This window comes from Roseobacter cerasinus, from assembly GCF_009811755.1.
Classification (GTDB): Bacteria; Pseudomonadota; Alphaproteobacteria; order Rhodobacterales; family Rhodobacteraceae; genus Roseobacter; species Roseobacter cerasinus.
Genome location: NZ_BLIV01000004.1, coordinates 182940 through 205747, shown reverse-complemented (window position 1 = coordinate 205747; position 22808 = coordinate 182940). Strand labels below are relative to the sequence as shown.

The window sequence follows — 22808 nt, the reverse complement described above, 5'->3', positions numbered from 1 at the left end:
ATCGGGTGCCTCCGGCGGGCATATTTTTCGGAACAATGAAGGGTGCGGCGAATTGGGCGGATCTTGGCGCGCGGGCCGCGTGTCAGAGCCGCCCCGCTTGTGTCAGCTGATCCCATCCGAAGCGGACAAATTCGGTACGGAAGGAGTGGCCGCCCTCGAAGAGGCAGAACTTGAGTATATCGCCTGTCTCGCTCGCCTCTTCGACGCAGGCGAGATCGCCGTAGGTGGCCTCACCCTGCGGGGCAAAACCACCGTAGTCGCGGTACATCTTCAGGGCGGCGCTCACCTTGCCCTGATGGGTGGGGCCGATGGGGCGGCCATCGAGCGGTACGGTGCGGTCGATGGTGCCGTGGATGTGCAGGATGCTCGCGACGGGGCCGGAGCAGCTCTGGGGTGGCTTCAGCCAGAAGGTGCCGGAGATCGGGATGAACCCGGCGAAGCGATCGCTCATGGAACAGGCGAGGTTCCAGGTCATCATGCCGCCCGCGCTGAAACCGGTGGCGACGATGCGGTCGCCGTCGATGGGAAAGCGCGCGGTGGCATCGTCGAGCAGGGCGGCGAAATAGGTGAACTCGGGCGCGCCATCGGTGTCCATGTGGCGCGGAGCGTTGGGGATGACCCAGTCGTCGTCCTTGGATTTCGCGGCGATCAGCGCCACGCCCAAGTCGGAGGCCATGCGCCGCAGCGAGCCATTGCGCATCACGCCCTGGGCCGAGCCGCGATAGCCGTGAGAGAACACGAGGGCGGGCACGCGGGTGGTGCCGTCATGTCCTTCGGGCATGGCGACGCGGTAGTGCCGGTCGCCCAGCCTGCAGTTGGTGTCCGGCCCACAGGCGAGCGCAGCCGTGCCGAAAAGCGACAGGGCCGCTGTCAGAAGAGCGAGATGACGCATCAGACATCCTCACAGAGTTGGCGCGACCGTCGCGGTTTTGAGCGCCTGGGTCCAGTCACAACACCGTGGGCAGCGGCGGCCTGAAAGCCCGCTGAACCTGCCGGTCCTGACCGTCCGTGCTGGCAGGTGCGGCGGGCTTTCAGGCCGCCGCCTCAGGAGGGATCACGCCAGCGGTTCACGATCGGGTACCGCCGGTCGAGCCAGAAAGCGCCGTCGGTCAGACGGGCGCCGGGCGCGGACTGGAAGCGCTTGTATTCACTGATGTAGATCAGATGCTCCACTGTCTTCGCCACATCCCGATCAAACCCCGCGGCCACGCAATCCTCGATGGAGCCCGCCCGGTCCACCAAGATCTCCAGCATCGCGTCGAGATCCGGGTAGTCCGGCAGGCTGTCGCTGTCCTTCTGATCCGCGCGCAGCTCGGCCGAGGGCGGCTTGTCGATCACACGGGCAGGGATCACTGCGCCCTCCGGCCCCTGCATCCACGCACGATGGTTGGCATTGCGCCAGCGGCAGGTCTCGAACACCCGCGTCTTGTAGAGATCTTTGATGGGATTATAGCCGCCCGCCATATCGCCGTAGATCGTCGCATAGCCTACCGCCACTTCGGACTTGTTGCCGGTGGTCAGCAGCATCTCACCGAACTTGTTCGACAGGGCCATCAATAGCAGACCACGCAGTCGGGACTGGATGTTTTCCTCCGTCAGGTCCGCCTCAAGCCCTTCAAACAAGGGCGCAAGCGCGTCCGTGACCGCCGCGCGCGGTCCGGAAATCGGCACATAGTCATAGCGGCACCCAAGTGCCTTGGCGATCTCTTCGGCATCTTCCAGAGAGGCCTGCGAGGTATACTCTGACGGCAGCATCACACAGCGCACGTTCTCGGCCCCCAGCGCATCCACCGCGATGGCCGCAACCAGCGCGGAATCCACGCCGCCTGACAGCCCAAGCAGCACCTTGCCAAAGCCAGTCTTGCGGCAGTACTCGCGCAGCGCAGTGACCATGACACAATAGTCCTGCTCCCAAGCGTCGGGGCGCGGCGCTTTCTCGCCGTCGACCACGCGCCAGCCCGCGCCCGTGCGCTCCAGATCCACATGGGTGATGGCCTCTTCGAACAGCGGCAGCTGCACAGCCAGTTGCCCGCCGGGGTTCAGCGCAAAACTGGCCCCGTCAAACACTTGATCGTCCTGCCCGCCGACCATGTTGAGGTAGATCAGAGGCAATCCGGTCTCGACCACTCGGGCCACGGTGTGGTTCAGCCGGGTCTCGAACTTCGCCCGGTCGTAGGGTGAGCCATTGGGCACCAGAAGAAACTCCGCCCCAGTTTCGGCCAAGGTTTCGGCCACATCTTCGTGCCAGATATCTTCGCAAATGGGGGAGCCCACCCGGGAATTGCCAACGGAATAGGGCCCGCCGAGAGGACCCGCATCAAAGATCCGCAGCTCGTCGAACACCGTGTCGTTTGGAAGGTGGTGCTTCAGCACCTGCGACGCGATGCGCCCGCCTTTGAGAATGAGATAAGCATTGTAAAGGGACGCCCCCTCTACCCAGGGCGCGCCTATGGCCAGTGCCGGGCCATCCGCACAGTCCGCCGCCAGGGCCTCGATATGGCGCGCCACATCCAGCTGGAACGCGCGCCGCATCCACAAATCCTGCGCATTGTACCCGGTGATGAACATCTCGGGCAGCGCCACGAGGTCAGCCCCCGCGTCGCGCCCGGCCGCCCAGGCCTTGCGCGCCAAATCCGCGTTGCCCGCCAGATCGCCCACGGTTGGGTTGAGCTGACCAAGGGTAATCCGAAATCTGTCCGCCATGCGCCCAGCCCTTTTTCGCCTATTCACCGCCATGTAACAGATTAAGCCCCTATGGCCAGCCTCCCGCGGCCCAAACGCGACAAAAGAACATTGCCCCCCAAGCGCCCTTTGCATAAGTTCTCGCAAAGGGAGGTCGAGGGCCAATCTTCCTCTCGATCACCAAGTCACACCTACGGGGTTCTATGTCTTTTCGCCGCCTGATGTTCTGCCTTGCTGTTCTGCCCGCCCCGCTTCTGGCCCAGGACGGTCAGTTGCTGACCAAACAATATGATGACGGCGGCGTCTATGAGGGCACCTTCCGCGGCGGTGTGCAGCACGGCACAGGCACCTACAAGCTGCCGAATGGCTATGAATACAGCGGTGAATGGGTCGATGGTGAAATCAAGGGTGAGGGCATCGCGCGCTTCCCCAACGGCTCGGTCTACGAGGGGATCTTCGCCAAGGGCAAGCCCGACGGCTTCGGCAAGATCACCTTCGCCGACGGCGGCACCTATGAGGGCGAGTGGCAGGCCGGTGCGATCATGGGCACGGGCATCGCACTCTATGCCAACGGTGTGCGCTACGAAGGGCAGTTCCGCAATGCCAAGCACCACGGCACCGGCACGATGCAAAGCCCCGGTGGCTATGAATACAAGGGCGATTGGCTGGACGGCGTCAAAGAAGGCACCGGTACGATCACCTACCCCGATGGCGCGGTTTATGAAGGTGAGATTAAGGATGGCAAACGCGCGGGCCAAGGCACGCTGACCATGCCGGACGGGCTGGTCTATGTGGGCCTCTGGCGTGACGGGCAGATCGATGGCACCGGCAAGCTCACCCAAGCCAATGGCGATGTCTATGAAGGGCAGCTTGTCGCCGGGCGGCGCGAGGGCACGGGCAAGGTCATCTACGCAAACGGCGACATCTACGAGGGAGACTTCAAGAACGACCTGCGTGAAGGCCGGGGCACCTTCACGGCGCAGGACGGCTATACCTATACGGGCTCATGGGTGGCCGGTGAAATCGCGGGCGAAGGCCGCGTAACCTATCCCGATGGCTCGATCTATGCAGGTACCTTTGTCGATGGGCTTGCCGACGGGCGCGGGCTGATCACCTACCCGGATGGCTCGACCTATGAAGGCGAGTGGAAAACCGGTGTGATCGACGGCAAGGGCAAGGCGACCTACACCAACGGCGTGGTCTATGAGGGCGACTTCAAAGACGCCCGCAACCACGGGCAGGGTGTCATGACCTATGCAGACGGATACAGATACGATGGCACCTGGGTCGATGGACAGCGGCAGGGCCAGGGTACAGCCACCTATCCCGACGGCACTGTCTACAAAGGCGCCTTTCTGAACGGACAACGCCATGGACAAGGCAAGATCACCATGCCGGGCGGGTTTGTGTATGAAGGTGCTTGGGTGGAAGGCGAGATCGAGGGCCAAGGCATCGCCACCTATGACAACGGCGACGTCTACGAAGGCATGTTCGAGGCCGGCAAGCGCCAGGGCACCGGTACCATGCGCTACGCGACAGGCGAAGAAGCCACAGGGGATTGGGAGAACGGCGCGCTGACCGACGGCTGAGCGGCTGACCGACGGCTGAGCGACGGTCAACTCACCGGACCGACCCGACGCTCAGGTCAATGTCAGGCACGGACTTGATCTGCTCGAACTGCGGCCGCGCCAGGCAGTACCCCTGCATCAAGGTGATACCAAGCTCGGCCAGAGCCTCGACTTCCTCACACAGTTCAATCCCTTCAGCGACCACATTCACACCGAGATCATCACAGAGCTGCTTGGTACGCTTGACAATTGCCTGGCGCACCCGATTCTGATGCAAACCGGCGATCAAGTGCCGATCGAGTTTGACCAGGTCGGGCACCACGTCAGCAAGCAGGTTGAGCCCCGAAAATCCGGCCCCGAAGTCGTCGATTGCTGTGCGGAAACCGATCTCGCGATAGGTCTCGATGATATTGATCAGATGCTGCGTGTCGCGGACCTTTTCGACCTCGGTAAATTCAAAGATGATGCGGCTGATATCAAAATCATATTTGTCTGCGGCCCAGAGTGTTTGTGCGATGCAATGCGACGGCTCATAGACCGCATTGGGCATGAAGTTGATGGAAAGTGCGCTGGTCATTCCAACCTGTGTCGCCACTTCAATCGCGGTTTTTCGGCAGAGCTGGTCAAACCGGTAGCGGTTTTCGTCTGTCACCTTCTCGAAAATCTGCCCCGCGCCCCGACCATCCTTGCCGCGGACCAGAGCCTCCTGCGCAAAAACTTCACCCGTTTCGATATCGAAGATCGGCTGGAAAGCCATGGTAATTTCTTCTTCGAAAGCCGCTCCGGGACGCGATGCACAGTGCTGACATGGCGAATCCTGCTTGCTCAGACTCATGTTGAGCCTCCTCTTCCCACGCGGATAATAACCGCGTGGCTCGGCGGTGTAGCCCCAAAAGGAAAATACCCGGTTGAAAACTTCGCTCCAATTTTCAATATGCCATATGTTTTCCACTCAGCCGATGGGCCTGTGTCCGTCGCCTCGGTGGAGCTGGCGCGCGTGATCCATGCACATCATGCACCCCGACTGTGACAAGGTCGGTCTGCACATCAAAGCGCCCTTGCGCTGTCGCAGCCTTTGAGTGCCGCTATCTTAGTCTATCGAGGGCTGCAAACGGGGCTCACTTGCCGAACCCGGCCCAAAGTTCAGACGATTTCCCCGCTTTCGAGCCGTTTTAGGAAGGCGCTGGCCTCTGCGATCACCGTCTCGCGCCGGTCGGCATCCATCCTGTCCCAGGTGCGGTACATGTTCCCCATGCGGGCGTTGTCCTTGAAGCGGTCTCGATGCCGGTCCAGAAAGTGCCAGTAGAGCAGGTTGAAGGGGCAGGCCCCCTCGCCCGTCTTCTTCGAGACACTGTAGGCACATCCTTTGCAGTAGTCCGACATGCGGTTGATGTAGGCGCCGCTTGACACATAGGGTTTGGATGCGATCACCCCACCATCGGCAAACTGGCTCATCCCAACCGTATTGGGCGCCTCCACCCATTCGAAAGCGTCCATATAGACGGCCAGATACCACTCATGCACCTGATGCGGGTCAATCCCCGCCAGAAGCGCAAAGTTCCCGGTGATCATCAGCCGCTGGATGTGATGCGCATAGGCCTCCGCCGCGGTCTGCTCCACCGCTTTCGCCAGGCAGCGCATCTGCGTCTCGCCACCCCAGAAAAGCTCCGGCAGATCGCGCGCATGCCCCAGCGCATTGCCCTGCACATAGTCCGGGCCTTTCAGGAAATAGATGCCCCGCATGTACTCGCGCCAGCCTATGATCTGGCGGATAAAGCCCTCGGCGGCATTGATCGGCACATCGCCCGCCGCATAGGCCTCGGCGACCCTTTCGCAGACCTCCAGCGGGTCCAGCAGCCCGATGTTGATATAGGCGGAGATCACCGCATGATAGAGAAACCGGTTCTCGGTCAGCATGGCATCCTGATAGTCGCCGAACTTCGGCAAAGCCTTTGAAATGAAATGAGAAAGCGCCCGCCGCGCCTCCCCTTCCGTGGTCGCGAACCAGAAGGGGCGCAGATCCCCGAAGTGATTGCCAAACCGCGCCTCGACCAGCGCCAGCACCTCCTCGACCGTCTCATCCGGCGTGAACTGCATCGGCCCGCTGAAGTCCACCTCGCCCGGTGCAGGCTTGCGGTTCTCATGGTCGAAGTTCCACTCGCCGCAAGCGGGGTCCGAGCCCTCCATCAGCAGCCCGGTCTTGCGCCGCATCTCGCGATAGAAATACTCCATCCGCAGTGCCTTACGCCCCTCGACCCAAGCCTCAAACTCCTGATGTGACGCGATAAATCGGTCATCAGGCAGGATGCGTGTCTTGATCGGCGCATGCTTCAGCTTGTCGATCAACCGCCATTCTCCGGGCTCCGTGACCAGCGCCTCAGAGGCCCCCGTCTCCTCCGCCCGGCGCACCAGTTCGCCCACGATGGACCCCGCGTTCTGGGTGTCGTCAAGTTGGGTGTAACGCACATCCCAACCGTCGTCCCGCAGCCGCGCCGCGAACTTGCGCATCGCCGCGAAGATCAGCGCGATCTTCTTCGGATGATGTCGCACATAATCGGTCTCTTCCGTGACCTCGGCCATCACTACGATATCGCTGTCAGGGTCCGCGTCCCGAAGCGCGCTCAGCCCCGGGCTCAGCTGGTCCCCCAGCACCAGAACCAGGCGGCTCACCAGGGCACCGCCGTCCCGGCCCAGTCGAAAAACTGTCCCGTCTGCTCAGGCGTCAACTCGCTGATCACGTTCAACAAATTCTCCGCTGCCTCCTGCGGTGGCACCGAGGGATGCCGCCCCAGATACTTCTGCGTAAAGGGTGTCGCCACCGTGCCGGGATGCAGTGCAACGCAGACCGCCTGTTTATGCGTCCGTGAAAGCTCAATCGACGTGGTATGCACAATCTGGTTCACCGCCGCCTTGGCGCTGCGGTAGCTCACCCAACCGCCAATCCGGTTGTCACCAATCGAGCCTACCCGCGCCGAGAGCACCGCAAAAACCGCCCGACCATCCCGTGGCAGAAGCTCCGCCGCGTGGCGCAGCACCAGCGCAGGCCCCAGGGCATTGACCGCGAATTGATCCATCATCGCACGGGCCGTCACCGCCTTGATCGTCTTCTCCGGTTCCGCCCCGTCAATCTCCAGCGCACCGGTCGCCACACAGACCAGATCGAACGGCCCCTCCAGCCCCTGCAGATGCTCGGCGACCGACGCATCATCGGTGATCTCGAAACCGTCCTCGGACCGCGAGAGCGTCACCACCTCGTCGCCCCGCGCCCGGCAGGCGGCGGCCAGCGCGCCGCCGATCCCGCCCGAAGCCCCTATAATCAATGCTCTTTTCATCTGCGCTGACCTAGCCGCGCCATCCTGCGCTTCAAGGCCGGGGCCCGCGCAGATTGTCGCGCCGGGGCGGAAAAACCACCTTCCCATTTGCGCGCGCCTGCGTATAACTGTCGCCATGGCACCTGCTGCACATATTCCTTGCCCGCGCTACACGTTGCGCTCTGCCGCCGCTCTGCTGCTGCTAGCCCGCCTCTGAGCGTGTCCTCCGGCGCGCCCGCTCAGAGGGACCCGTGCCGCGCGCCAAGGATCACAGCAGAAACGAAAGACCCTGACCATGACAGACAAGAGCCAACAGGACCGCGTCCTGATTTTTGACACCACCCTGCGCGACGGCGAGCAGAGCCCGGGCGCCACCATGACCCATGCCGAAAAGCTCGAAATCGCCGGGCTGCTCGACGAGATGGGCGTGGACATCATCGAAGCCGGTTTCCCCATCGCCTCCGAAGGCGACTTCGCCGCCGTGAGCGAGATTGCCCGGCAGACCCAGAACGCCGTTATCTGCGGGCTGGCGCGCGCCCAGATCGGCGACATCGACCGCTGCTGGGAGGCGGTGCAACACGCGAAACACCCGCGTATTCATACGTTTATCGGAACCTCGCCGCTGCACCGCGCGATCCCCAATCTGGACATGGACCAGATGGCCGAGCGGATCGAGCAGACCGTTACCCATGCCCGCAACCTCTGTGACAATGTGCAGTGGTCGCCCATGGACGCAACGCGCACGGAAGAGGATTATCTCTGCCGCGTGGTCGAGATCGCGATCAAATGCGGCGCGACCACGATCAACATTCCCGACACCGTAGGCTACACTGCACCCCGCGAGTCGGCGGAGCTGATCGCGATGCTCATCAACCGGGTGCCTGGCGCGGATCAGATCACCTTTGCCACCCACTGCCACAACGATCTGGGCATGGCGACGGCCAACAGCCTTGCCGCCGTCGAGGCGGGCGCCCGGCAGATCGAATGCACGATCAATGGCTTGGGCGAACGGGCCGGCAACACGGCCCTCGAAGAAGTCGTCATGGCGCTGAAGGTCCGCAATGACATCATGCCGTTCCAGACCGGCATTGATGCCACCAAGATCATGAACATCTCGCGCCGGGTGGCGGCCGTCTCGGGCTTCCCCGTCCAGTTCAACAAGGCCATCGTCGGCAAGAACGCCTTCGCGCATGAGAGCGGCATCCACCAGGATGGGATGCTCAAGAACGCCGAGACCTTCGAGATCATGCGCCCCGAGGATGTGGGCCTCTCCGAGACCAATCTGGTGATGGGCAAGCATTCCGGTCGCGCGGCGCTGCGGTCAAAGCTCGAAGACCTCGGGTTCGAGTTGGGGGACAACCAGCTCAAGGATGTCTTCGTGCGCTTCAAGGAGCTCGCCGACCGCAAGAAAGAGATCTACGACGATGATCTGATCGCACTGATGCGCAGCTCCACCGACCCCGAGAACGACCGGCTGAAGCTCAGATCTCTCAAAGTCGTCTGTGGCACCGATGGCCCACAGCAGGCTGATCTCACTATGGAAATTGACGGCGCGGAGCACAGCACAACGCAGACCGGCGATGGGCCGGTCGATGCGTCTTTCAATGCGATCAAGGCGCTGGTCCCGCATAGCGCGCGGCTGCAGCTCTATCAGGTGCATGCTGTGACCGAGGGCACGGATGCGCAGGCCACCGTCTCGGTCCGCATGGAGGAAGAGGGCCGCATCGTGACCGGGCAGTCGGCGAATACCGACACTGTGGTGGCGTCGGCGCTGGCCTATATCCATGCGCTCAACCGCCTGCTGGTCCGCCGCGAAAAAGGCGGGAAGGACAGACGCGAGATCAGCTACAAGGACGTTGGCTGACCACGGAGACCCCGGGTCCTGATGGCCCGGGGCGCCTTGGGTGACAAATTTGCGCAAAGCAAGATGATGCTTACATGATCGTTAACGGCTCTTTCACCCTTTAACGCCTAAGCCTATAAGAGAGGAAAGCCCGCCCAGGCAGAACGCGCGGGCTCGAAGACTTTCGGGCAAGGTATAAACAGAATGTTTGACAAATTTCGCGGGCTGTTTTCGTCGGATATGGCCATCGACCTCGGCACCGCAAACACACTGGTCTATGTAAAAGGGCGCGGTGTCATCCTGTCTGAGCCCTCCGTGGTGGCCTACCACGTGAAGGACGGCGTGAAAAAAGTATTGGCCGTGGGCGAGGATGCCAAGCTGATGCTGGGCCGCACCCCCGGCAGCATCGAGGCGATCCGCCCCATGCGCGAAGGTGTGATTGCGGACTTCGACACCGCCGAAGAGATGATCAAGCACTTCATCCGCAAGGTGCACAAACGCTCGACCTTTTCCAAACCCAAGATCATCGTCTGCGTGCCCCATGGTGCCACGCCGGTTGAGAAACGCGCGATCCGCCAGTCGGTGCTGAGCGCAGGCGCGCGCCGCGCCGGGCTGATCGCGGAGCCGATTGCGGCCGCGATTGGCGCAGGCATGCCGATCACCGACCCCACCGGCAACATGGTCGTGGACATCGGCGGCGGGACCACCGAGGTGGCGGTTCTGTCCTTAGGCGATATCGTCTACGCGCGCTCGGTCCGCGTGGGTGGTGACAGGATGGACGAGGCGATCATCAGCTATTTGCGCCGCCAACAGAACCTGCTGGTGGGCGAAACGACCGCTGAACGCGTGAAAACGTCGATTGGCACCGCGCGCATGCCCGATGACGGGCGCGGCACCTCGATGCAGATCCGCGGACGCGACCTGCTGAACGGCGTACCTAAGGAGATCGAAGTGACACAAGCGCAGATCGCCGAAGCGCTCGCCGAACCGGTGCAACAGATCTGCGAGGCGGTGATGACCGCGCTGGAGACAACGCCGCCTGATCTGGCCGCCGACATCGTGGATCGCGGTGTCATGCTCACCGGCGGCGGCGCCCTTCTGGGCGATCTGGATCTGGCGCTGCGCGAACAAACGGGGCTGGCCGTCTCGATTGCGGACGAATCGCTCAACTGTGTGGCGCTTGGCACCGGCAAGGCGCTTGAGTACGAAAAACAGCTGCGTCACGCGATCGACTACGACAGCTAATCACATAGGATCACACGTCCCCATCGAGCGGCTGGTTTGCCCGTCCGCCTCCGGGGACAGGAGGCCGCCGAAACATGGCAAAAGACCGGTCCAGCAGCAGTGAATACACCGGCCCCGTCCGCCGGCTGCTGATCAGTGTCGTGGCCCTCATCCTGCTTGCGTTTTTTCTGGTCTGGCGCATCGACAGCCCGCGCGTAGAGCGGTTTCGCGCACAGGTAACGGACCAGTTTGTGCCGCGGCTCGACTGGGCCATGGCGCCGGTGACGGCGACGATCAACCTGCTGCAGGATTTCGAGAGCTACCAGCGATTGGCCCGGCAGAATGCGGAACTTCGGTCAGAGTTGCGACGGATGCAAGCCTGGAAGGAAGCGGCCCTGCAGCTGGAGCAGGAAAACGCACGCCTGCTCGATCTCAACAACGTGCGGCTTGATCCGCGCCTGACCTTCATCACCGGCGTGGTGCTGGCGGACAGCGGCTCGCCCTTTCGGCAATCCGTGCTGCTCAATGTCGGGGCGCGCGACGGGGTTGTTGAAGGCTGGGCCACAATGGACGGGATCGGCGTGGTCGGGCGCATCTCCGGGGTTGGGCAGTCCACGGCGCGGGTTATCCTGCTGACCGACGCCTCCAGCCGGATCCCGGCTGTGGTTCAACCATCGGGGCAACGGGTGATCGTCTCCGGTGACAACTCCTCGGCACCGCCAATCGAATTTCTCGAAGACAGCGATCAGGTCCGTCCCGGCGACAGGGTGATCAGCTCAGGCGATGGCGGCGTCTTCCCGCCGGGCCTGCTGATCGGGCAGGCCGCGCTCGACCCGTCGGGCAAGCTGCGGGTGCGTCTGGCGGCCGACTATCAGCGGCTGGAATTCCTGCGCGTGCTGCGCCACCACGGGACGGATCCGGTCTCTGACACCGCGCGCATCATCGGCCCGCAGCTGCCCTCCCAGCCCGTCGTCGCCCAAGAGGAGCTCAGCCAATGAGCGATTTGCCCTGGACGCGTCTGTGGAGCATGCGGCTGGCCTTCGGCGTGCTTGTCTGCCTGATCCTCTTCTTTCACCTGCTGCCTCTGGAGACCGCGCCGCAGCGCTGGGTCGGCCCGGATCTGCTGCTGGCCTTTGCCTGCGCCTGGTCCCTGCGGCGGCCCGAATATGTGCCCACCCTGGCGCTCGCCGGGCTCTTTCTGCTCGCCGATCTCTTGCTGCAAAGACCCCCGGGGCTCTGGGCAATGGCTGCTCTTCTGGGCTGCGAGAGCCTCAAGAGCCGCGCCCGCAGCCTACGCGACACCGGCTTTGCAAGCGAATGGCTGCGGGTGTGCATCGTTGTGACGGCGGTGACGACGCTCTATCGTGCGGGTTTGATCGTCACGCTGGTCGATCTACCACCCTTTGGCTTGACGGTTTTCGAGGCGGTGATGACAATGGTGACCTATCCACTGGTGGCTTTGACGACACATGGCCTGATGCGCGTGCGCAAATCCACCCCGGGAGACCTGGACAATGCGAGCGCGCGCCTGTGACAAACCCTGAACAGGATATCGGAGGACGGCGATGAAAAAGACCCGCGCCGAAAACGACCTCAGCCATGGGCAGATATCGCGGCGCGCGGCCCTGTTGGGGGGCGCGCAGCTGCTATTCATTGGTGGTCTTGCCGCCCGCATGCGGTTCCTGCAGGTGGATCAGGCCGATCAGTTTCGCCTGCTGGCCGAGGAAAACCGCATCAACGTGCGCCTGATCCCGCCGTCGCGCGGCGAAGTGTTTGACCGCAACGGGCGCAGGCTTGCCCAAAACGCGCCTTCCTACCGGATTGTGATTGTGCGCGAAGATGCAGGCGACACTGATGCTGTTCTGGATCGGCTCAGCCGTATCATCCCGCTGGCGCCCGAGGACATTCAACGCACCAAGGAAGAGCTCAAGCGCTCGCCCTCCTTCCTGCCTGTGACCATCGCCGAGGATGTCCGCTGGCAGGACATCAGCCGCGTGTCGGTGAATGCCCCAGCCCTGCCCGGCGTCACCCCCGAGGTGGGGCTCAGCCGGGTCTACCCCCAAGGCTCGGATTTTGCCCATGTGCTGGGCTATGTCGGGCCAGTTTCGGACTATGATCTTGAAAAGATCGCCGACCCGGAACCGGTGTTGCGTATCCCCCGCTTTCAGATCGGCAAGGTCGGGGTCGAGACCAAGCTGGAGCCGCTGCTGCGCGGCAAAGCTGGTGCCAAACGGGTCGAGGTGAACGCCGCCGGGCGCGTGATGCGCGAGCTTGACCGGCGCGAGGGCACCGCAGGTTCGGATTTGCAACTGACCATTGATGCCAAACTGCAAGGCTATGTGCAGGCCCGGCTGAGCGAGGAAAGCGCAAGCGCGGTGGTCATGGATTGCGACACCGGTGATCTGCTCGCCTGCGCCTCTGCCCCGACATTTGACCCCAATCTCTTTGTGCGCGGTATCTCGGTAAAAGACTATCGGGCGCTGACCGGAAACAAATACCGCCCGCTGGCCAGCAAGACGGTGCAGGGGCTCTACCCGCCAGGCTCCACCTTCAAGATGATCACCGCCATGGCCGCGCTGGAGGCCGGGCTGATCGGGCCGGATGACACGGTCTACTGCCCCGGTCATCTGGAGGTTTCGGGGCGGCGCTTCCATTGCTGGAAGCGCGCGGGCCACGGCTGGGTCGATCTGCAGACCTCGCTCAAGCGATCCTGCGATGTTTACTACTACGACCTCGCGATCAAGGTCGGGATCGAGAAGATCTCGGCCATGGCGCGCCGCTTTGGTCTTGGCGTGAAACACGATGTGCCCATGTCCGCCGTGGCGCAGGGGCTGGCCCCAACCATGGATTGGAAACAACAGACCTACAACCAAAGCTGGCGCGTCGGCGACACGGTCAATGTCTCCATCGGTCAGGGCTTTATGCTGGCCTCACCGCTCCAGCTTGCTGTGATGACAGCGCGGCTGGCCACCGGGCGCGCGGTGGAACCGCGGCTGATCAAATCCGTCGACGGGATCGAGCAGCCGGTGCGCGGCGGCGAAAGCATGGGCATGAATGAAAACAACCTGCGGAAAATGCGGCGCGCGATGAACGCGGTTGTGAACGACCGCCGCGGCACCGCCTATGGCTCGCGCATCATCGAGGATGAGATGCGCATGGCTGGCAAGACTGGCACCAGCCAGGTGCGCAACATCACCGCCGCTGAGCGGCGCGCAGGTGTGATCCGCAACGAGGATCTGCCCTGGGAGCGGCGGGACCATGCGCTCTTTGTAAACTTTGCACCCATTGAGCGCCCGAAATACGCAGTTGCGGTGGTGGTGGAGCATGGCGGCGGTGGCTCCAAGGCCGCAGCGCCCATCGCGCGTGACATCACATTGCAGGCGCTTTACGACGGCCCGCCGCCGCTGGACGCCTATCCGGCCAAAGACCGCGAGCGCATCGAAGCAGAGCAGGAGCGTCTGCGGGACATGCAGCCCCAGGCCTCTTTTGTCGGGCAGGATCAGGCATGAGTTATCTTGAGTACGCGGTCAAATCCGCGCCCACCGGGTTTCGCAAGATCCTCTATTTGAACTGGCCCGTGGCTATCCTGCTGGCCTCTGTCGCGGGGGCCGGGTTTCTGATGCTCTATTCCGTGGCCGGAGGCGACTTCAACCCCTGGGCGGAGCCGCAGATGAAACGCTTTGCGTTGGGGTTTGTGCTGATGCTGGGCGTGGCCATGGTACCTATCTGGTTCTGGCGGTCGCTCGCAGGCGTTGGCTACCTTGTGACCGTCGCACTGCTGGTCGCGGTGGAACTCTTTGGCACCGTTGGCATGGGCGCACAGCGGTGGATCGACCTTGGGTTCATGCGGCTGCAACCCTCTGAGCTGATGAAAATCACCTTGGTGATGTTTCTCGCGGCCTACTACGACTGGCTGCCGGCCAAACGCACCTCACATCCGTTCTGGGTGCTGCTGCCGGTGATTGCCATCATGATCCCCACACTTTTGGTCTTGCGGCAGCCGGATCTCGGCACCTCGATCCTGCTTCTTGCTGCAGGCGGGGGGCTGATGTTTCTCGCTGGGGTCCACTGGGCGTATTTCACAGTTGTGGTGGCCAGTGCGGTTGGGCTTGTCGCGACCGTGTTCCAGTCCCGCGGGACAGATTGGCAGTTGATCAAGGACTATCAGTTCCGCCGTATTGACACGTTTCTTGACCCCAGCACCGACCCGCTTGGGTCGGGCTATCACATCACCCAATCTAAGATCGCGCTGGGATCTGGCGGGTGGACCGGGCGCGGCTTTATGCAGGGCACGCAGACCCGTCTCAACTTCCTGCCAGAAAAGCACACCGACTTTATCTTTACCACGCTGGCCGAGGAATTCGGCTTTCTGGGCAGCATCTCGCTTCTGGGGCTTTATGCGTTGATCATCGTCTTCTGCATCTGGTCTGCACTCACCAACAAGGATCGGTTTTCATCGCTGCTGATCCTCGGCATCGCGCTCAACTTCTTCCTGTTCTTTGCGGTGAATATGTCGATGGTCATGGGGCTCGCGCCGGTTGTCGGCGTGCCCCTGCCAATGGTCAGCTACGGCGGGTCGGCGATGCTGGTTCTGCTATTGGCCTTTGGGCTGATGCAAAGCGCGCATGTGCATCGCCTGAGGTAAGTATGACGATCAATGTGCTTTTCGCGGCGAGGGAGGGCAGCTGGCCCAACTACGAAGCACCGCTCAACGCGGCCTTCGAAGATCTGGGTCTGAAGGTCGATCTGGCCCGGACCCATGCGCCCAAGGATGTGGACTACATCGTCTATGCGCCAAATGCGCCGTTGCAGGATTTCACGCCCTTTCACCGCGCCAAAGCTGTGTTGAACCTCTGGGCCGGGGTCGATGCCATTGTCAGAAATCCGACGCTGAACCTGCCGCTGGCCCGCATGGTGGATCCGGGCATGACCACCTCAATGACCGAATGGGTGGCCGGTCACGTGATGCGCTACCACCTGGGGATCGACCGCTATGTGGTGAACCCCAATCAGAACTGGGCACCGCACGTGCCACCGCTAGCCTCGGAGCGCCAGATCGCAATCCTAGGCATGGGCGCGCTTGGCTCTGCCGTAGCTGAGATGCTGATGCGCCTTGGGTTTCATGTGACTGGTTGGAGCAGGCGCCCCAAGGACAGCAGCATTCCCATGCACCACGGGGCAGACGGGCTGCGCGCAGCACTCTCCTGTGCGGATATGGTCGTGCTGCTGCTGCCCGACACCCCGGCCACCGCAAACACATTGAACCCCGAGACGCTTGCTTGGCTGCCGAAGGGCGCCTTTGTGATCAACCCCGGGCGCGGTCCGCTGATCGATGATCAGGCGTTGATTGCTGCGCTGGACGACGGCCATATTGCGGGCGCAACCCTGGATGTCTTTCGCACCGAGCCGCTGCCGCAGGAACACCCCTTCTGGGCGCATCCAAAGGTCACCGTCACCCCGCATGTCGCTGCAGAGACCCGCCCAATCACAGCCGCGCGCGTGATCGCAGAGAACGTGCGACGAGGCGAGGCGGGCGAGCCTTTCCTGCATCTGGTGGACCGCGACAGCGGGTACTGACTTACTCCGCCGCCAGACCACGCCCTTTCAGCAAAGCCTCGACCCCCGGCAGCCGCCCGCGAAATGCGGAATAAAGCTCGGCCGCATCACGGCTTCCCCCGGTCGACAGGATATGTTCCTCCAAAGCTGCGGCGCGTTCGGCATCAAAAGCGCCACCCGCCTCTTCGAAGGCGGCGAAGGCATCCGCGTCCATCACCTCCGACCACATGTAGCTATAGTATCCGCTGGAGTATCCGTCGCCTGCAAAGACATGTGCGAAATGCGGCGTTGCGTGACGCATCACAATGGCCGGGGGCATGCCAATCTGCTCCAGCACTTCAGCCTGCCGCGCCATCGGATCCGTCGCTGCCGCGCCCTCATGAAACGCCAGATCGACCAGAGCGGAGGCCACATATTCGACCGTCTGAAACCCCATGTCATAGGTTGCCGCCGCGAGCACCTTGTCCAGCATATCCTGCGGCATCGGGGCACCTGTCTCGGCATGGGTCGCGAACTCCGCCAGCACCTCGGGCACATCAAGCCAATGCTCATAAAGCTGGCTGGGCAGCTCCACAAAGTCCCGCGCAACGGAGGTGCCCGATACGCTTTCATAAGTCACGTCAGACAGCATTTGATGCAGCGCGTGGCCGAACTCATGAAACAATGTGCGCGCATCGTCATAAGACAGCAGCGCCGGATCCCCTTTGGCAAAGTTGCACACGTTGATGACCACCGGGCTTTGCGTCTGTGGAAAGCGCGCCTGGCTTCGCATGGCAGAGCACCAGGCCCCGGATCGTTTGGATCCGCGCGCGAAGTAGTCCCCGATAAACACAGCCAAATGTTTGCCCTCGCGCGTGACCTCCCACGCGCGGCAATCGGGATGGTAAAGAGGGATATCCAGCGGCTTGAACGACAACCCAAACAGCCGGGTTGCACAGGCAAAGGCCGCGTCGATCATCCGCTCCAGTTGGAAATAGGGCTTTAGCTCGGCCTCGTTCAGATCATGCTCCGCCGCCCGCCGCCTTTCCGAGTAATAGCGCCAATCCCAGGGGGCCAGCGGCCCGTTGATGCCATCGGCCTGCATCATCTCGGTCAGAACCGTTGCATCAGCCTCGGCCTGCGCGCGCGCAGGTGTCCAGACGGCCATGAGCAGATCGCGCACCGCCTGCGGCGTCTTGGCCATCTCGGTCTCCAGCTTGTAGGCGGCGAAGCTGTCATAACCCAAAAGCTGTGCCCGTTCTTCCCGAAGGCCAAGTATCTCGGCGGCGATGGCGCGGTTGTCGGTGTCCGCCCCATTTGCACCACGGGCGACCCAGGCCTTGAACGCCTGTTCGCGCAGATCGCGGCGCGTCGAGAACTGCAAAAACGGCACGATCAGCGACCGCGACAGGGTCACAACCGGGCCACCCGCGTCCTTTTCCTCGCCAGCGGACCGTGCGGCTGCGATCACGAAATCGGGCAGCCCGTCAAGGTCCGCATCCGACAGGGGCATCATCCAATCCCGCTCATCCGCCAGCAGGTTCTGGGTGAATTGCGTGCCCAGCACCGCCAAACGCTCCTTGATGTCCTTCATGCGCTGGTCATCAGCCCCTTCCAGCGCGGCACCCGCGCGCACGAAATTCCGATGGGTCAGCATCAACACGCGCGCTTGTTCATCGGTCAGATCCAGCTGGTCGCGTGCCTTCCAAACCTCAGATATCCGGGCAAACAGGGCCTTGTTGCTTGAGATCTCCGCCGAATGGGCCGCTAGACGCGGAGAAAACTCCCGCTGCAGCGTCTCCCGTGCCGGGTTGCTGTCGGCACCGGCCACGGTGAAAAATACACTCAGCACCTGATCGAGAGAGTGGCCTGCCGCCTCCAGCGCCTCGATGGTATTGGCAAAATCCGGTTGCGATGTGTCATCAGCGATGGCCGCAATCTCGGTCTTATGTGCGGCCAGCGCCTGGTCGAAGGCAGGCGCAAAATCCTCATCCGAGATTTGATCGAAAGGCGCGATCTGTAACGGCGCTGTCCAGTCCTGCAACAGGGGATTCGTCATGGGAACTCTCCTTTTTTGGTACACGCTATGCGGGTCGTGGCGGGGGAACAAGCCGCGCAGGCTCAACCCTGCCCACACACCGGGCAGTCGGGCCGGGGCGCAATCGCGATGGACCGGCTTTCGCCATAAAGCGCATCATAGATCACCATTTGCCCGCGCAGCGGTGTGCCCGCATCGGTGATGACCTTGATCGCTTCAGCCGCCATCATGGCGCCGATGACCCCCGGCAGCGGTCCAAGCACACCGGCCTCTGCGCACGAGGGCGCAAGCTCTGCTGCGGAGGCCTTCGGAAAGATGCACTGATAACAAGGCGCGCCATAGGCCGGATCAAACACGCTCAGTTGTCCTTCCCATTGGCTGAGCGCACCGGATATCAGCGGTTTCTGCAGGTCCACCGCCATCCGATTGGCCAGATACCGCGTCTCGAAGTTGTCCGTCCCATCCAAGACCACATCATACTCGGCGAACAGCTCCGCCGCGATCTCTTCGGTCAGGCGCCGGTCGTAAGGGCGCACAGTCACATGCGGGTTTTGCGCTGTCATCTCAGCTTGTGCCGAGAAGACTTTCGGCGTGCCGATGGACTGGTCCTTGTGGATGACCTGCCGCTGCAGATTGGCGTTCTCAACCTTGTCGTCATCAATCACACCAATGCAGCCGACACCGGCTGCCGCCAGATATTGCAGAGCGGGCGCGCCCAGGCCCCCAGCCCCGATCACCAGCACTCGCGCCTCCTTGAGCCGTTTCTGGCCCGGGCCGCCAATCTCACGCAGCACGATGTGACGTGCGTAGCGGTTCAGCTCAGCCTCGCTAAAGCCAGGCTTGGGAGTTTGCCGAGCCGAGGTGTCCTCGCGCTCATCGGCCCGCGCGCGCAAGGCACGCAGGCCCCGGCGATATCCAACCGCAATCAAACCAAACCCGCCAAGGATCATCCACAGCGCCGGGCTTTCACCCGTTGCCAGCCGCAGCGGGCTATCGGCAGGCAGCGTGACTTGTATGATCAGAACTCCGAAATAGAGCCCCACAAGCATGGTGACCCGCGTCGACCGCGGCGCGCCCATCAGCGCGCCAACGCCCCAAAGCGCACCCGCCATTGCAAAAACCAAAAGCATCAGAACCGTCCTGTTGAGCCAAAACCGCTTGCGCTGCGCGTCGTCTCATCCAATTCGGACACCAGCGCGAAACGGGCCTGCACCACGGGTGCCACCACCAGCTGCGCGATGCGCACCCCGTGGGTGACCACAAAGGGCGCCTCGCCCGCGTTCAGTACCAGAATGCCCACCGGCCCGCGATAATCACTGTCGATGGTGCCGGGGCTGTTCACCAGCATGATCCCGTGTTTCAGCGCCAGCCCGGAGCGTGGGCGCACCTGCACCTCGAACCCTTCGGGGATCTCCATCCGAAGTCCGGTGGGAACAAGAGCGCGCGCGCCGGGTGCGATCTCGATATCTCCCTGGGCCAGATTTGCGCGCACATCCGCCCCAGCAGCCCCGGCTGTCTGATAGGCAGGCAAGCCAATGGAGGTATCGGCGCCCGCGTCCCAGGTGAGGCGGATGGAGAGAGGGTCGGAGGGCGGGCGCATCGCGGTCAACTCATCGCCTGCGCGATCCGCTCAGCCAGGCGGCGCGCAACCTCGGCCTTGGTCATCTTGGGCCAGCTGTCCACGCCACTGTCATCAATGACTGTCACCGTATTGTCGGCTCCGCCCATGACCCCAGTACCGGCTGACACATCATTGGCCACGATCCAGTCGCAGCCCTTGCGCAGCCGTTTCGCGGTCGCATGGTCCACCACATCGTTGGTCTCAGCGGCAAAGCCAATGACAAGGCCGGGGCGTTTGTCCGACAATGTCGCGATATGGTGCAAAATGTCCGGGTTCTCCTCAAAGTCGAGAAGCGGCAGCCCATCCTTGGACTTTTTCAGTTTCTGTGCACTGGCACTCTTCACACGCCAGTCGGCGACGGCGGCGGTGAAGATCGCGGCATCCACCGGCAGTGCGTCCTCCGCAGCCGCCAGCATCTCCCGCGCGGTCTGCACCGGCACGATCTTTGCGTGCTGCGGCATCGGCGCGGTAGCAGGTCCGGTGACAAAGATCACCTCGGCCCCAAGCCCAGTAAGCGCATTGGCAATTGCCGTGCCCTGCGCGCCCGAAGAGCGGTTGGCGATATAACGGACAGGGTCAATCGGCTCATGCGTCGGGCCCGATGTGACCAGAATACGCTTGCCCGCAAGAGGGCCCGCGCGCAGCTTGGCGGCAATGGCGTCGACCAGCTCGAGCGGTTCGGCCATGCGGCCCGGGCCAAACTCACCGCATGCCATGTCACCGTCATTCGGCCCCACGCAGGTCACCCCGTCTTCCATGAGGGTCTGCAGGTTGCGCTGAGTTGCAGAATGTTCCCACATGCGCACGTTCATGGCGGGGGCAATCATGACGGGCGTGTCCGTGGCCAGAAGCAAGGTGCTCGCCAGATCATTGGCAATGCCGCTGGCCATCTTGGCCATCAGATCCGCCGTCACAGGGGCAATAACCACCAGGTCGGCCACGCGGCTCAGTTGGATGTGCCCCATCTCCGCCTCCTCCGTCAGATCAAAAAGATCGCGGTAGACCTTGCGCCCCGCCAGTGACGACACGGAGAGAGGCGTCACAAACTGCTCCGCCGCCTGCGTCAGAACGGGCGTCACACTGGCGCCGCGTTCGCGCAGCCGCCGGATCACATCCAACGACTTGAACGCCGCGATGCCGCCACCGATGATCAGCAGAATATGGTGTCCGTTGAGCATGATGCGCCCCTCGTCGCATGACAGTGTCGCGACCATAGGCGGTCATCTGGCCAACCACCAGCCCCGCGCATCAGTTAAAGGCATCGCAGGGGTTGCCGCGATCCACCGTCGGGCCATCCGCCACGCCGGAGAAAGTCCCTGCAGGGGTGGTCCCGCCTTCCCCTTGCCCGAAGGCAAAGACAGACAGTTTCGGATCAGCCGCATCCAGATAGTGCGGGGCGCCCCAGTCGGCACGGGCGTGGCCATTTCCGGTGATGACGATGACGGGCCCGCCGGTGTCCTGATGCGCGGTCAGCGCCGCCCGCGCCAGTGTCGCATCGCGCAGCCGCTGGATGGAGACCATCATCGGCAAAAGCTCAGGCGGCAGGGCGTTGCAATGCGCCTCGGCGTGCATCTGTTCACGTTCAGCCTGCTCCACCTCCGGCAAAGGTTGGTCAAGTCCGAAGCGCGCCGCGCTGTCGAGGCCGAACAGGCTGACGATATCTTCGTGCATCGCGCCCTGAACCTGATCGCGTGGCACACCAGCGCCGTAGATCACCGCGTCGGGTGCCGCCGCAAAAATTGGGTAATACATTGCAAAGTCCGGCCAGCCAGAGGCCGTCCAGTCGAGCGCCACTGCCAGATCATCTTGTGAGGTTCGATCATCGGGCGTGACGCGATCCGCCTGCTCAGGTGTGAGCATTTCGAAAACAATCGCCGCAGGGTCGAGTGCCTCCGCCCAGTCCGCTTGAAGCGCGTGGTGTGCGGGATTGTCGTGTTGTTCGCCAATGAAAACGACGTCTGCTGTGAGCGCTGCCGGTGGCGGCGCGCTGCCTGTATATGCTGCGGTAGCGACCAGCAGAGCGACTGCCGCCCCAGAAATTCCAGCCGTCCGTGGTGTCACGCCAGGAAGTGAAGCACTTCGCGCGACTGCCCTTCCAGTGACTTGCGCATCTTGCCAAAGGCGGCCGCTTCCAGCTGTCGCACCCGCTCCTTGCTCAACTTCAGCTCCTGGCCAAGGCTCTCCAACGTGCGCGGCTGGTCGCGCAGCTTGCGCTCGCGCACGATAAACCGCTCGCGTTCATTGAGGTCCCCCATCGCTTTCAACAGCCATTCCCGCAGTTGCTCGGTGTCGTGCGATTGCTCAACCGTCTCAGCCGCCTGCGCGCTTTCATCCTCCAACGCATCAATCCACTCGCGACCTTCATCTTCTGTGGATTGCGTCGCGTTCAAGGAATAGTCGGAGCCGGAGAGGCGCCCCTCCATCATCTCCACATCATGCAGAGGCACGCCAATTTCGGTCGATATCATCTGACGCAGCTGGTGCCGATCCAGCACTTCCCCAGCGGCAGCGCTCTCGCGCTCAAGACGCGCCTGAACCCGGCGCATGTTGAAGAACAGAGATTTTTGCGACGATGTGGAGCCAGTGCGCACCATCGACCAGTTGCGCATCACGTAGTCCTGAATAGACGCTTTGATCCACCAAACCGCATAGGTCGAAAACCGCACGCCGCGGTCCGGGTCAAATTTGTCTGCCGCTTTCATCAGGCCCAGCCCAGCCTCTTGAATGAGATCATTCATCGGCGCGCCGTAGCGCTTGAACTTGGATGCCATCGAAATTGCCAGGCGCATATAGGCAGTGATCAACCTGTGCAGGGATTTTTCACATCGCTCGTCGCGCCAAGCATAGGCGAGCCGCAGCTCTGTTTCAGCATCCAGCAACTCCGCTTTCATCGCGGTTCGCGAGAGTGACATATCTCTTGCCGTATCCAAAGCCATCGCGACATCTCCCGTTCAGATGAAGCACACCTTGCCGTGTACAATTGATA

At 62.6% G+C, this 22808-nt stretch carries 19 protein-coding genes; 8 read left to right on the top strand and 11 right to left on the bottom strand.

The genetic code is table 11. From position 1 onward, the window contains the following. Positions 1-82 precede the first annotated feature (82 nt). Positions 83-892 (bottom strand): CE1 family esterase, encoded by an 810-nt coding sequence (locus tag So717_RS12015; protein WP_159977562.1) that lies wholly within the window; start codon positions 890-892, stop codon positions 83-85. A gap of 152 nt (positions 893-1044) precedes the next feature. After that, the gene (locus tag So717_RS12010; protein WP_159977560.1) at positions 1045-2703 is read right to left on the bottom strand and encodes an NAD+ synthase; all 1659 of its coding nucleotides are present in this window, start codon (positions 2701-2703) and stop codon (positions 1045-1047) included. 182 nt (positions 2704-2885) lie between these two features. Here So717_RS12010 and So717_RS12005 point away from each other — a divergent pair, with 182 nt between their 5' ends. Next, complete coding sequence (locus So717_RS12005; protein ID WP_159977558.1) at positions 2886-4271, top strand: MORN repeat-containing protein; 1386 nt, start codon at positions 2886-2888, stop codon at positions 4269-4271. Positions 4272-4302: 31 nt separating this feature from the next. Here the strand turns inward: So717_RS12005 and So717_RS12000 are convergent, their stop codons facing one another. The 3 genes from So717_RS12000 to So717_RS11990 all read right to left on the bottom strand — a co-directional run bounded on the left by So717_RS12000 (position 4303) and on the right by So717_RS11990 (position 7582). Further along, the gene (locus So717_RS12000; RefSeq protein WP_238840874.1) at positions 4303-5202 is read right to left on the bottom strand and encodes an EAL domain-containing protein; all 900 of its coding nucleotides are present in this window, start codon (positions 5200-5202) and stop codon (positions 4303-4305) included. 191 nt (positions 5203-5393) lie between these two features. Next, positions 5394-6920 carry a cryptochrome/photolyase family protein gene (locus So717_RS11995; protein ID WP_174239041.1) on the bottom strand — a complete coding sequence of 509 codons (1527 nt, stop codon included), beginning with the start codon at positions 6918-6920 and terminating at the stop codon, positions 5394-5396. Then, the gene (locus tag So717_RS11990; protein ID WP_159977556.1) at positions 6917-7582 is read right to left on the bottom strand and encodes an SDR family NAD(P)-dependent oxidoreductase; all 666 of its coding nucleotides are present in this window, start codon (positions 7580-7582) and stop codon (positions 6917-6919) included. The genes So717_RS11995 and So717_RS11990 overlap by 4 nt, the downstream gene beginning before the upstream one ends. Before the next feature lie 274 nt (positions 7583-7856). Here So717_RS11990 and So717_RS11985 point away from each other — a divergent pair, with 274 nt between their 5' ends. From So717_RS11985 to So717_RS11955, 7 genes are all read left to right on the top strand, one after another. After that, the gene (locus So717_RS11985; protein WP_159977554.1) at positions 7857-9425 is read left to right on the top strand and encodes a 2-isopropylmalate synthase; all 1569 of its coding nucleotides are present in this window, start codon (positions 7857-7859) and stop codon (positions 9423-9425) included. A gap of 183 nt (positions 9426-9608) precedes the next feature. Continuing rightward, positions 9609-10649 carry a rod shape-determining protein gene (locus tag So717_RS11980; protein ID WP_159977552.1) on the top strand — a complete coding sequence of 347 codons (1041 nt, stop codon included), beginning with the start codon at positions 9609-9611 and terminating at the stop codon, positions 10647-10649. Between the two features lie 74 nt (positions 10650-10723). Then, entirely contained in the window at positions 10724-11626 is a 903-nt protein-coding gene (gene mreC, locus So717_RS11975) for a rod shape-determining protein MreC (RefSeq protein WP_159977550.1), read from the top strand. Continuing rightward, complete coding sequence (locus tag So717_RS11970; RefSeq protein WP_159977548.1) at positions 11623-12162, top strand: rod shape-determining protein MreD; 540 nt, start codon at positions 11623-11625, stop codon at positions 12160-12162. The genes mreC and So717_RS11970 overlap by 4 nt, the downstream gene beginning before the upstream one ends. A 31-nt stretch (positions 12163-12193) precedes the next feature. Continuing rightward, the gene (gene mrdA, locus So717_RS11965) at positions 12194-14137 is read left to right on the top strand and encodes a penicillin-binding protein 2 (protein ID WP_159977546.1); all 1944 of its coding nucleotides are present in this window, start codon (positions 12194-12196) and stop codon (positions 14135-14137) included. Continuing rightward, the gene (rodA, locus tag So717_RS11960; RefSeq protein WP_159977544.1) at positions 14134-15273 is read left to right on the top strand and encodes a rod shape-determining protein RodA; all 1140 of its coding nucleotides are present in this window, start codon (positions 14134-14136) and stop codon (positions 15271-15273) included. The genes mrdA and rodA overlap by 4 nt, the downstream gene beginning before the upstream one ends. Positions 15274-15275: 2 nt before the next feature. After that, positions 15276-16205 carry a 2-hydroxyacid dehydrogenase gene (locus So717_RS11955; protein WP_159977542.1) on the top strand — a complete coding sequence of 310 codons (930 nt, stop codon included), beginning with the start codon at positions 15276-15278 and terminating at the stop codon, positions 16203-16205. A 1-nt stretch (position 16206) separates the two neighbouring features. Here So717_RS11955 and So717_RS11950 read toward each other — a convergent pair whose 3' ends face one another. The 6 genes from So717_RS11950 to So717_RS11925 form a co-directional block, all read right to left on the bottom strand. After that, complete coding sequence (locus So717_RS11950) at positions 16207-18222, bottom strand: M3 family metallopeptidase (protein WP_159977540.1); 2016 nt, start codon at positions 18220-18222, stop codon at positions 16207-16209. A 62-nt stretch (positions 18223-18284) separates the two neighbouring features. Continuing rightward, a complete protein-coding gene (locus So717_RS11945; protein ID WP_159977538.1) occupies positions 18285-19331 on the bottom strand; it encodes a HesA/MoeB/ThiF family protein in 1047 nt (348 codons plus the stop codon). Then, positions 19331-19801, bottom strand: coding sequence for a dUTP diphosphatase (gene dut, locus So717_RS11940; RefSeq protein ID WP_159977959.1), 471 nt, complete (start codon positions 19799-19801; stop codon positions 19331-19333). The genes So717_RS11945 and dut overlap by 1 nt, the downstream gene beginning before the upstream one ends. 5 nt (positions 19802-19806) lie before the next feature. Continuing rightward, positions 19807-21000, bottom strand: a complete 1194-nt coding sequence (gene coaBC, locus So717_RS11935) for a bifunctional phosphopantothenoylcysteine decarboxylase/phosphopantothenate--cysteine ligase CoaBC (protein ID WP_159977536.1) — start codon at positions 20998-21000, stop codon at positions 19807-19809. Positions 21001-21070: 70 nt separating this feature from the next. Continuing rightward, complete coding sequence (locus So717_RS11930; RefSeq protein WP_238840872.1) at positions 21071-21883, bottom strand: ChaN family lipoprotein; 813 nt, start codon at positions 21881-21883, stop codon at positions 21071-21073. After that, entirely contained in the window at positions 21880-22758 is an 879-nt protein-coding gene (locus tag So717_RS11925) for an RNA polymerase factor sigma-32 (RefSeq protein WP_159977534.1), read from the bottom strand. Before So717_RS11925 ends, So717_RS11930 begins: the two co-directional genes overlap by 4 nt. Positions 22759-22808 lie beyond the last annotated feature (50 nt).

What these genes read in the sequence shown, in the direction of transcription:
- So717_RS11945 (WP_159977538.1), bottom strand. Translation starts at nt 19,331, where the DNA reads ATGCTTTTGGTTTTTGCAATGGCGGGTGCGCTTTGGGGCGTTGGCGCG.
- dut (WP_159977959.1), bottom strand. Translation starts at nt 19,801, where the DNA reads ATGCGCCCGCCCTCCGACCCTCTCTCCATCCGCCTCACCTGGGACGCG.
- So717_RS11990 (WP_159977556.1), bottom strand. Translation starts at nt 7,582, where the DNA reads ATGAAAAGAGCATTGATTATAGGGGCTTCGGGCGGGATCGGCGGCGCG.
- So717_RS11970 (WP_159977548.1), top strand. Translation starts at nt 11,623, where the DNA reads ATGAGCGATTTGCCCTGGACGCGTCTGTGGAGCATGCGGCTGGCCTTC.
- So717_RS12005 (WP_159977558.1), top strand. Translation starts at nt 2,886, where the DNA reads ATGTCTTTTCGCCGCCTGATGTTCTGCCTTGCTGTTCTGCCCGCCCCG.
- rodA (WP_159977544.1), top strand. Translation starts at nt 14,134, where the DNA reads ATGAGTTATCTTGAGTACGCGGTCAAATCCGCGCCCACCGGGTTTCGC.
- So717_RS11955 (WP_159977542.1), top strand. Translation starts at nt 15,276, where the DNA reads ATGACGATCAATGTGCTTTTCGCGGCGAGGGAGGGCAGCTGGCCCAAC.
- mreC (WP_159977550.1), top strand. Translation starts at nt 10,724, where the DNA reads ATGGCAAAAGACCGGTCCAGCAGCAGTGAATACACCGGCCCCGTCCGC.
- So717_RS12015 (WP_159977562.1), bottom strand. Translation starts at nt 892, where the DNA reads ATGCGTCATCTCGCTCTTCTGACAGCGGCCCTGTCGCTTTTCGGCACG.
- So717_RS12010 (WP_159977560.1), bottom strand. Translation starts at nt 2,703, where the DNA reads ATGGCGGACAGATTTCGGATTACCCTTGGTCAGCTCAACCCAACCGTG.
- So717_RS11950 (WP_159977540.1), bottom strand. Translation starts at nt 18,222, where the DNA reads ATGACGAATCCCCTGTTGCAGGACTGGACAGCGCCGTTACAGATCGCG.
- So717_RS11980 (WP_159977552.1), top strand. Translation starts at nt 9,609, where the DNA reads ATGTTTGACAAATTTCGCGGGCTGTTTTCGTCGGATATGGCCATCGAC.
- So717_RS11985 (WP_159977554.1), top strand. Translation starts at nt 7,857, where the DNA reads ATGACAGACAAGAGCCAACAGGACCGCGTCCTGATTTTTGACACCACC.
- mrdA (WP_159977546.1), top strand. Translation starts at nt 12,194, where the DNA reads ATGAAAAAGACCCGCGCCGAAAACGACCTCAGCCATGGGCAGATATCG.
- So717_RS11925 (WP_159977534.1), bottom strand. Translation starts at nt 22,758, where the DNA reads ATGGCTTTGGATACGGCAAGAGATATGTCACTCTCGCGAACCGCGATG.
- coaBC (WP_159977536.1), bottom strand. Translation starts at nt 21,000, where the DNA reads ATGCTCAACGGACACCATATTCTGCTGATCATCGGTGGCGGCATCGCG.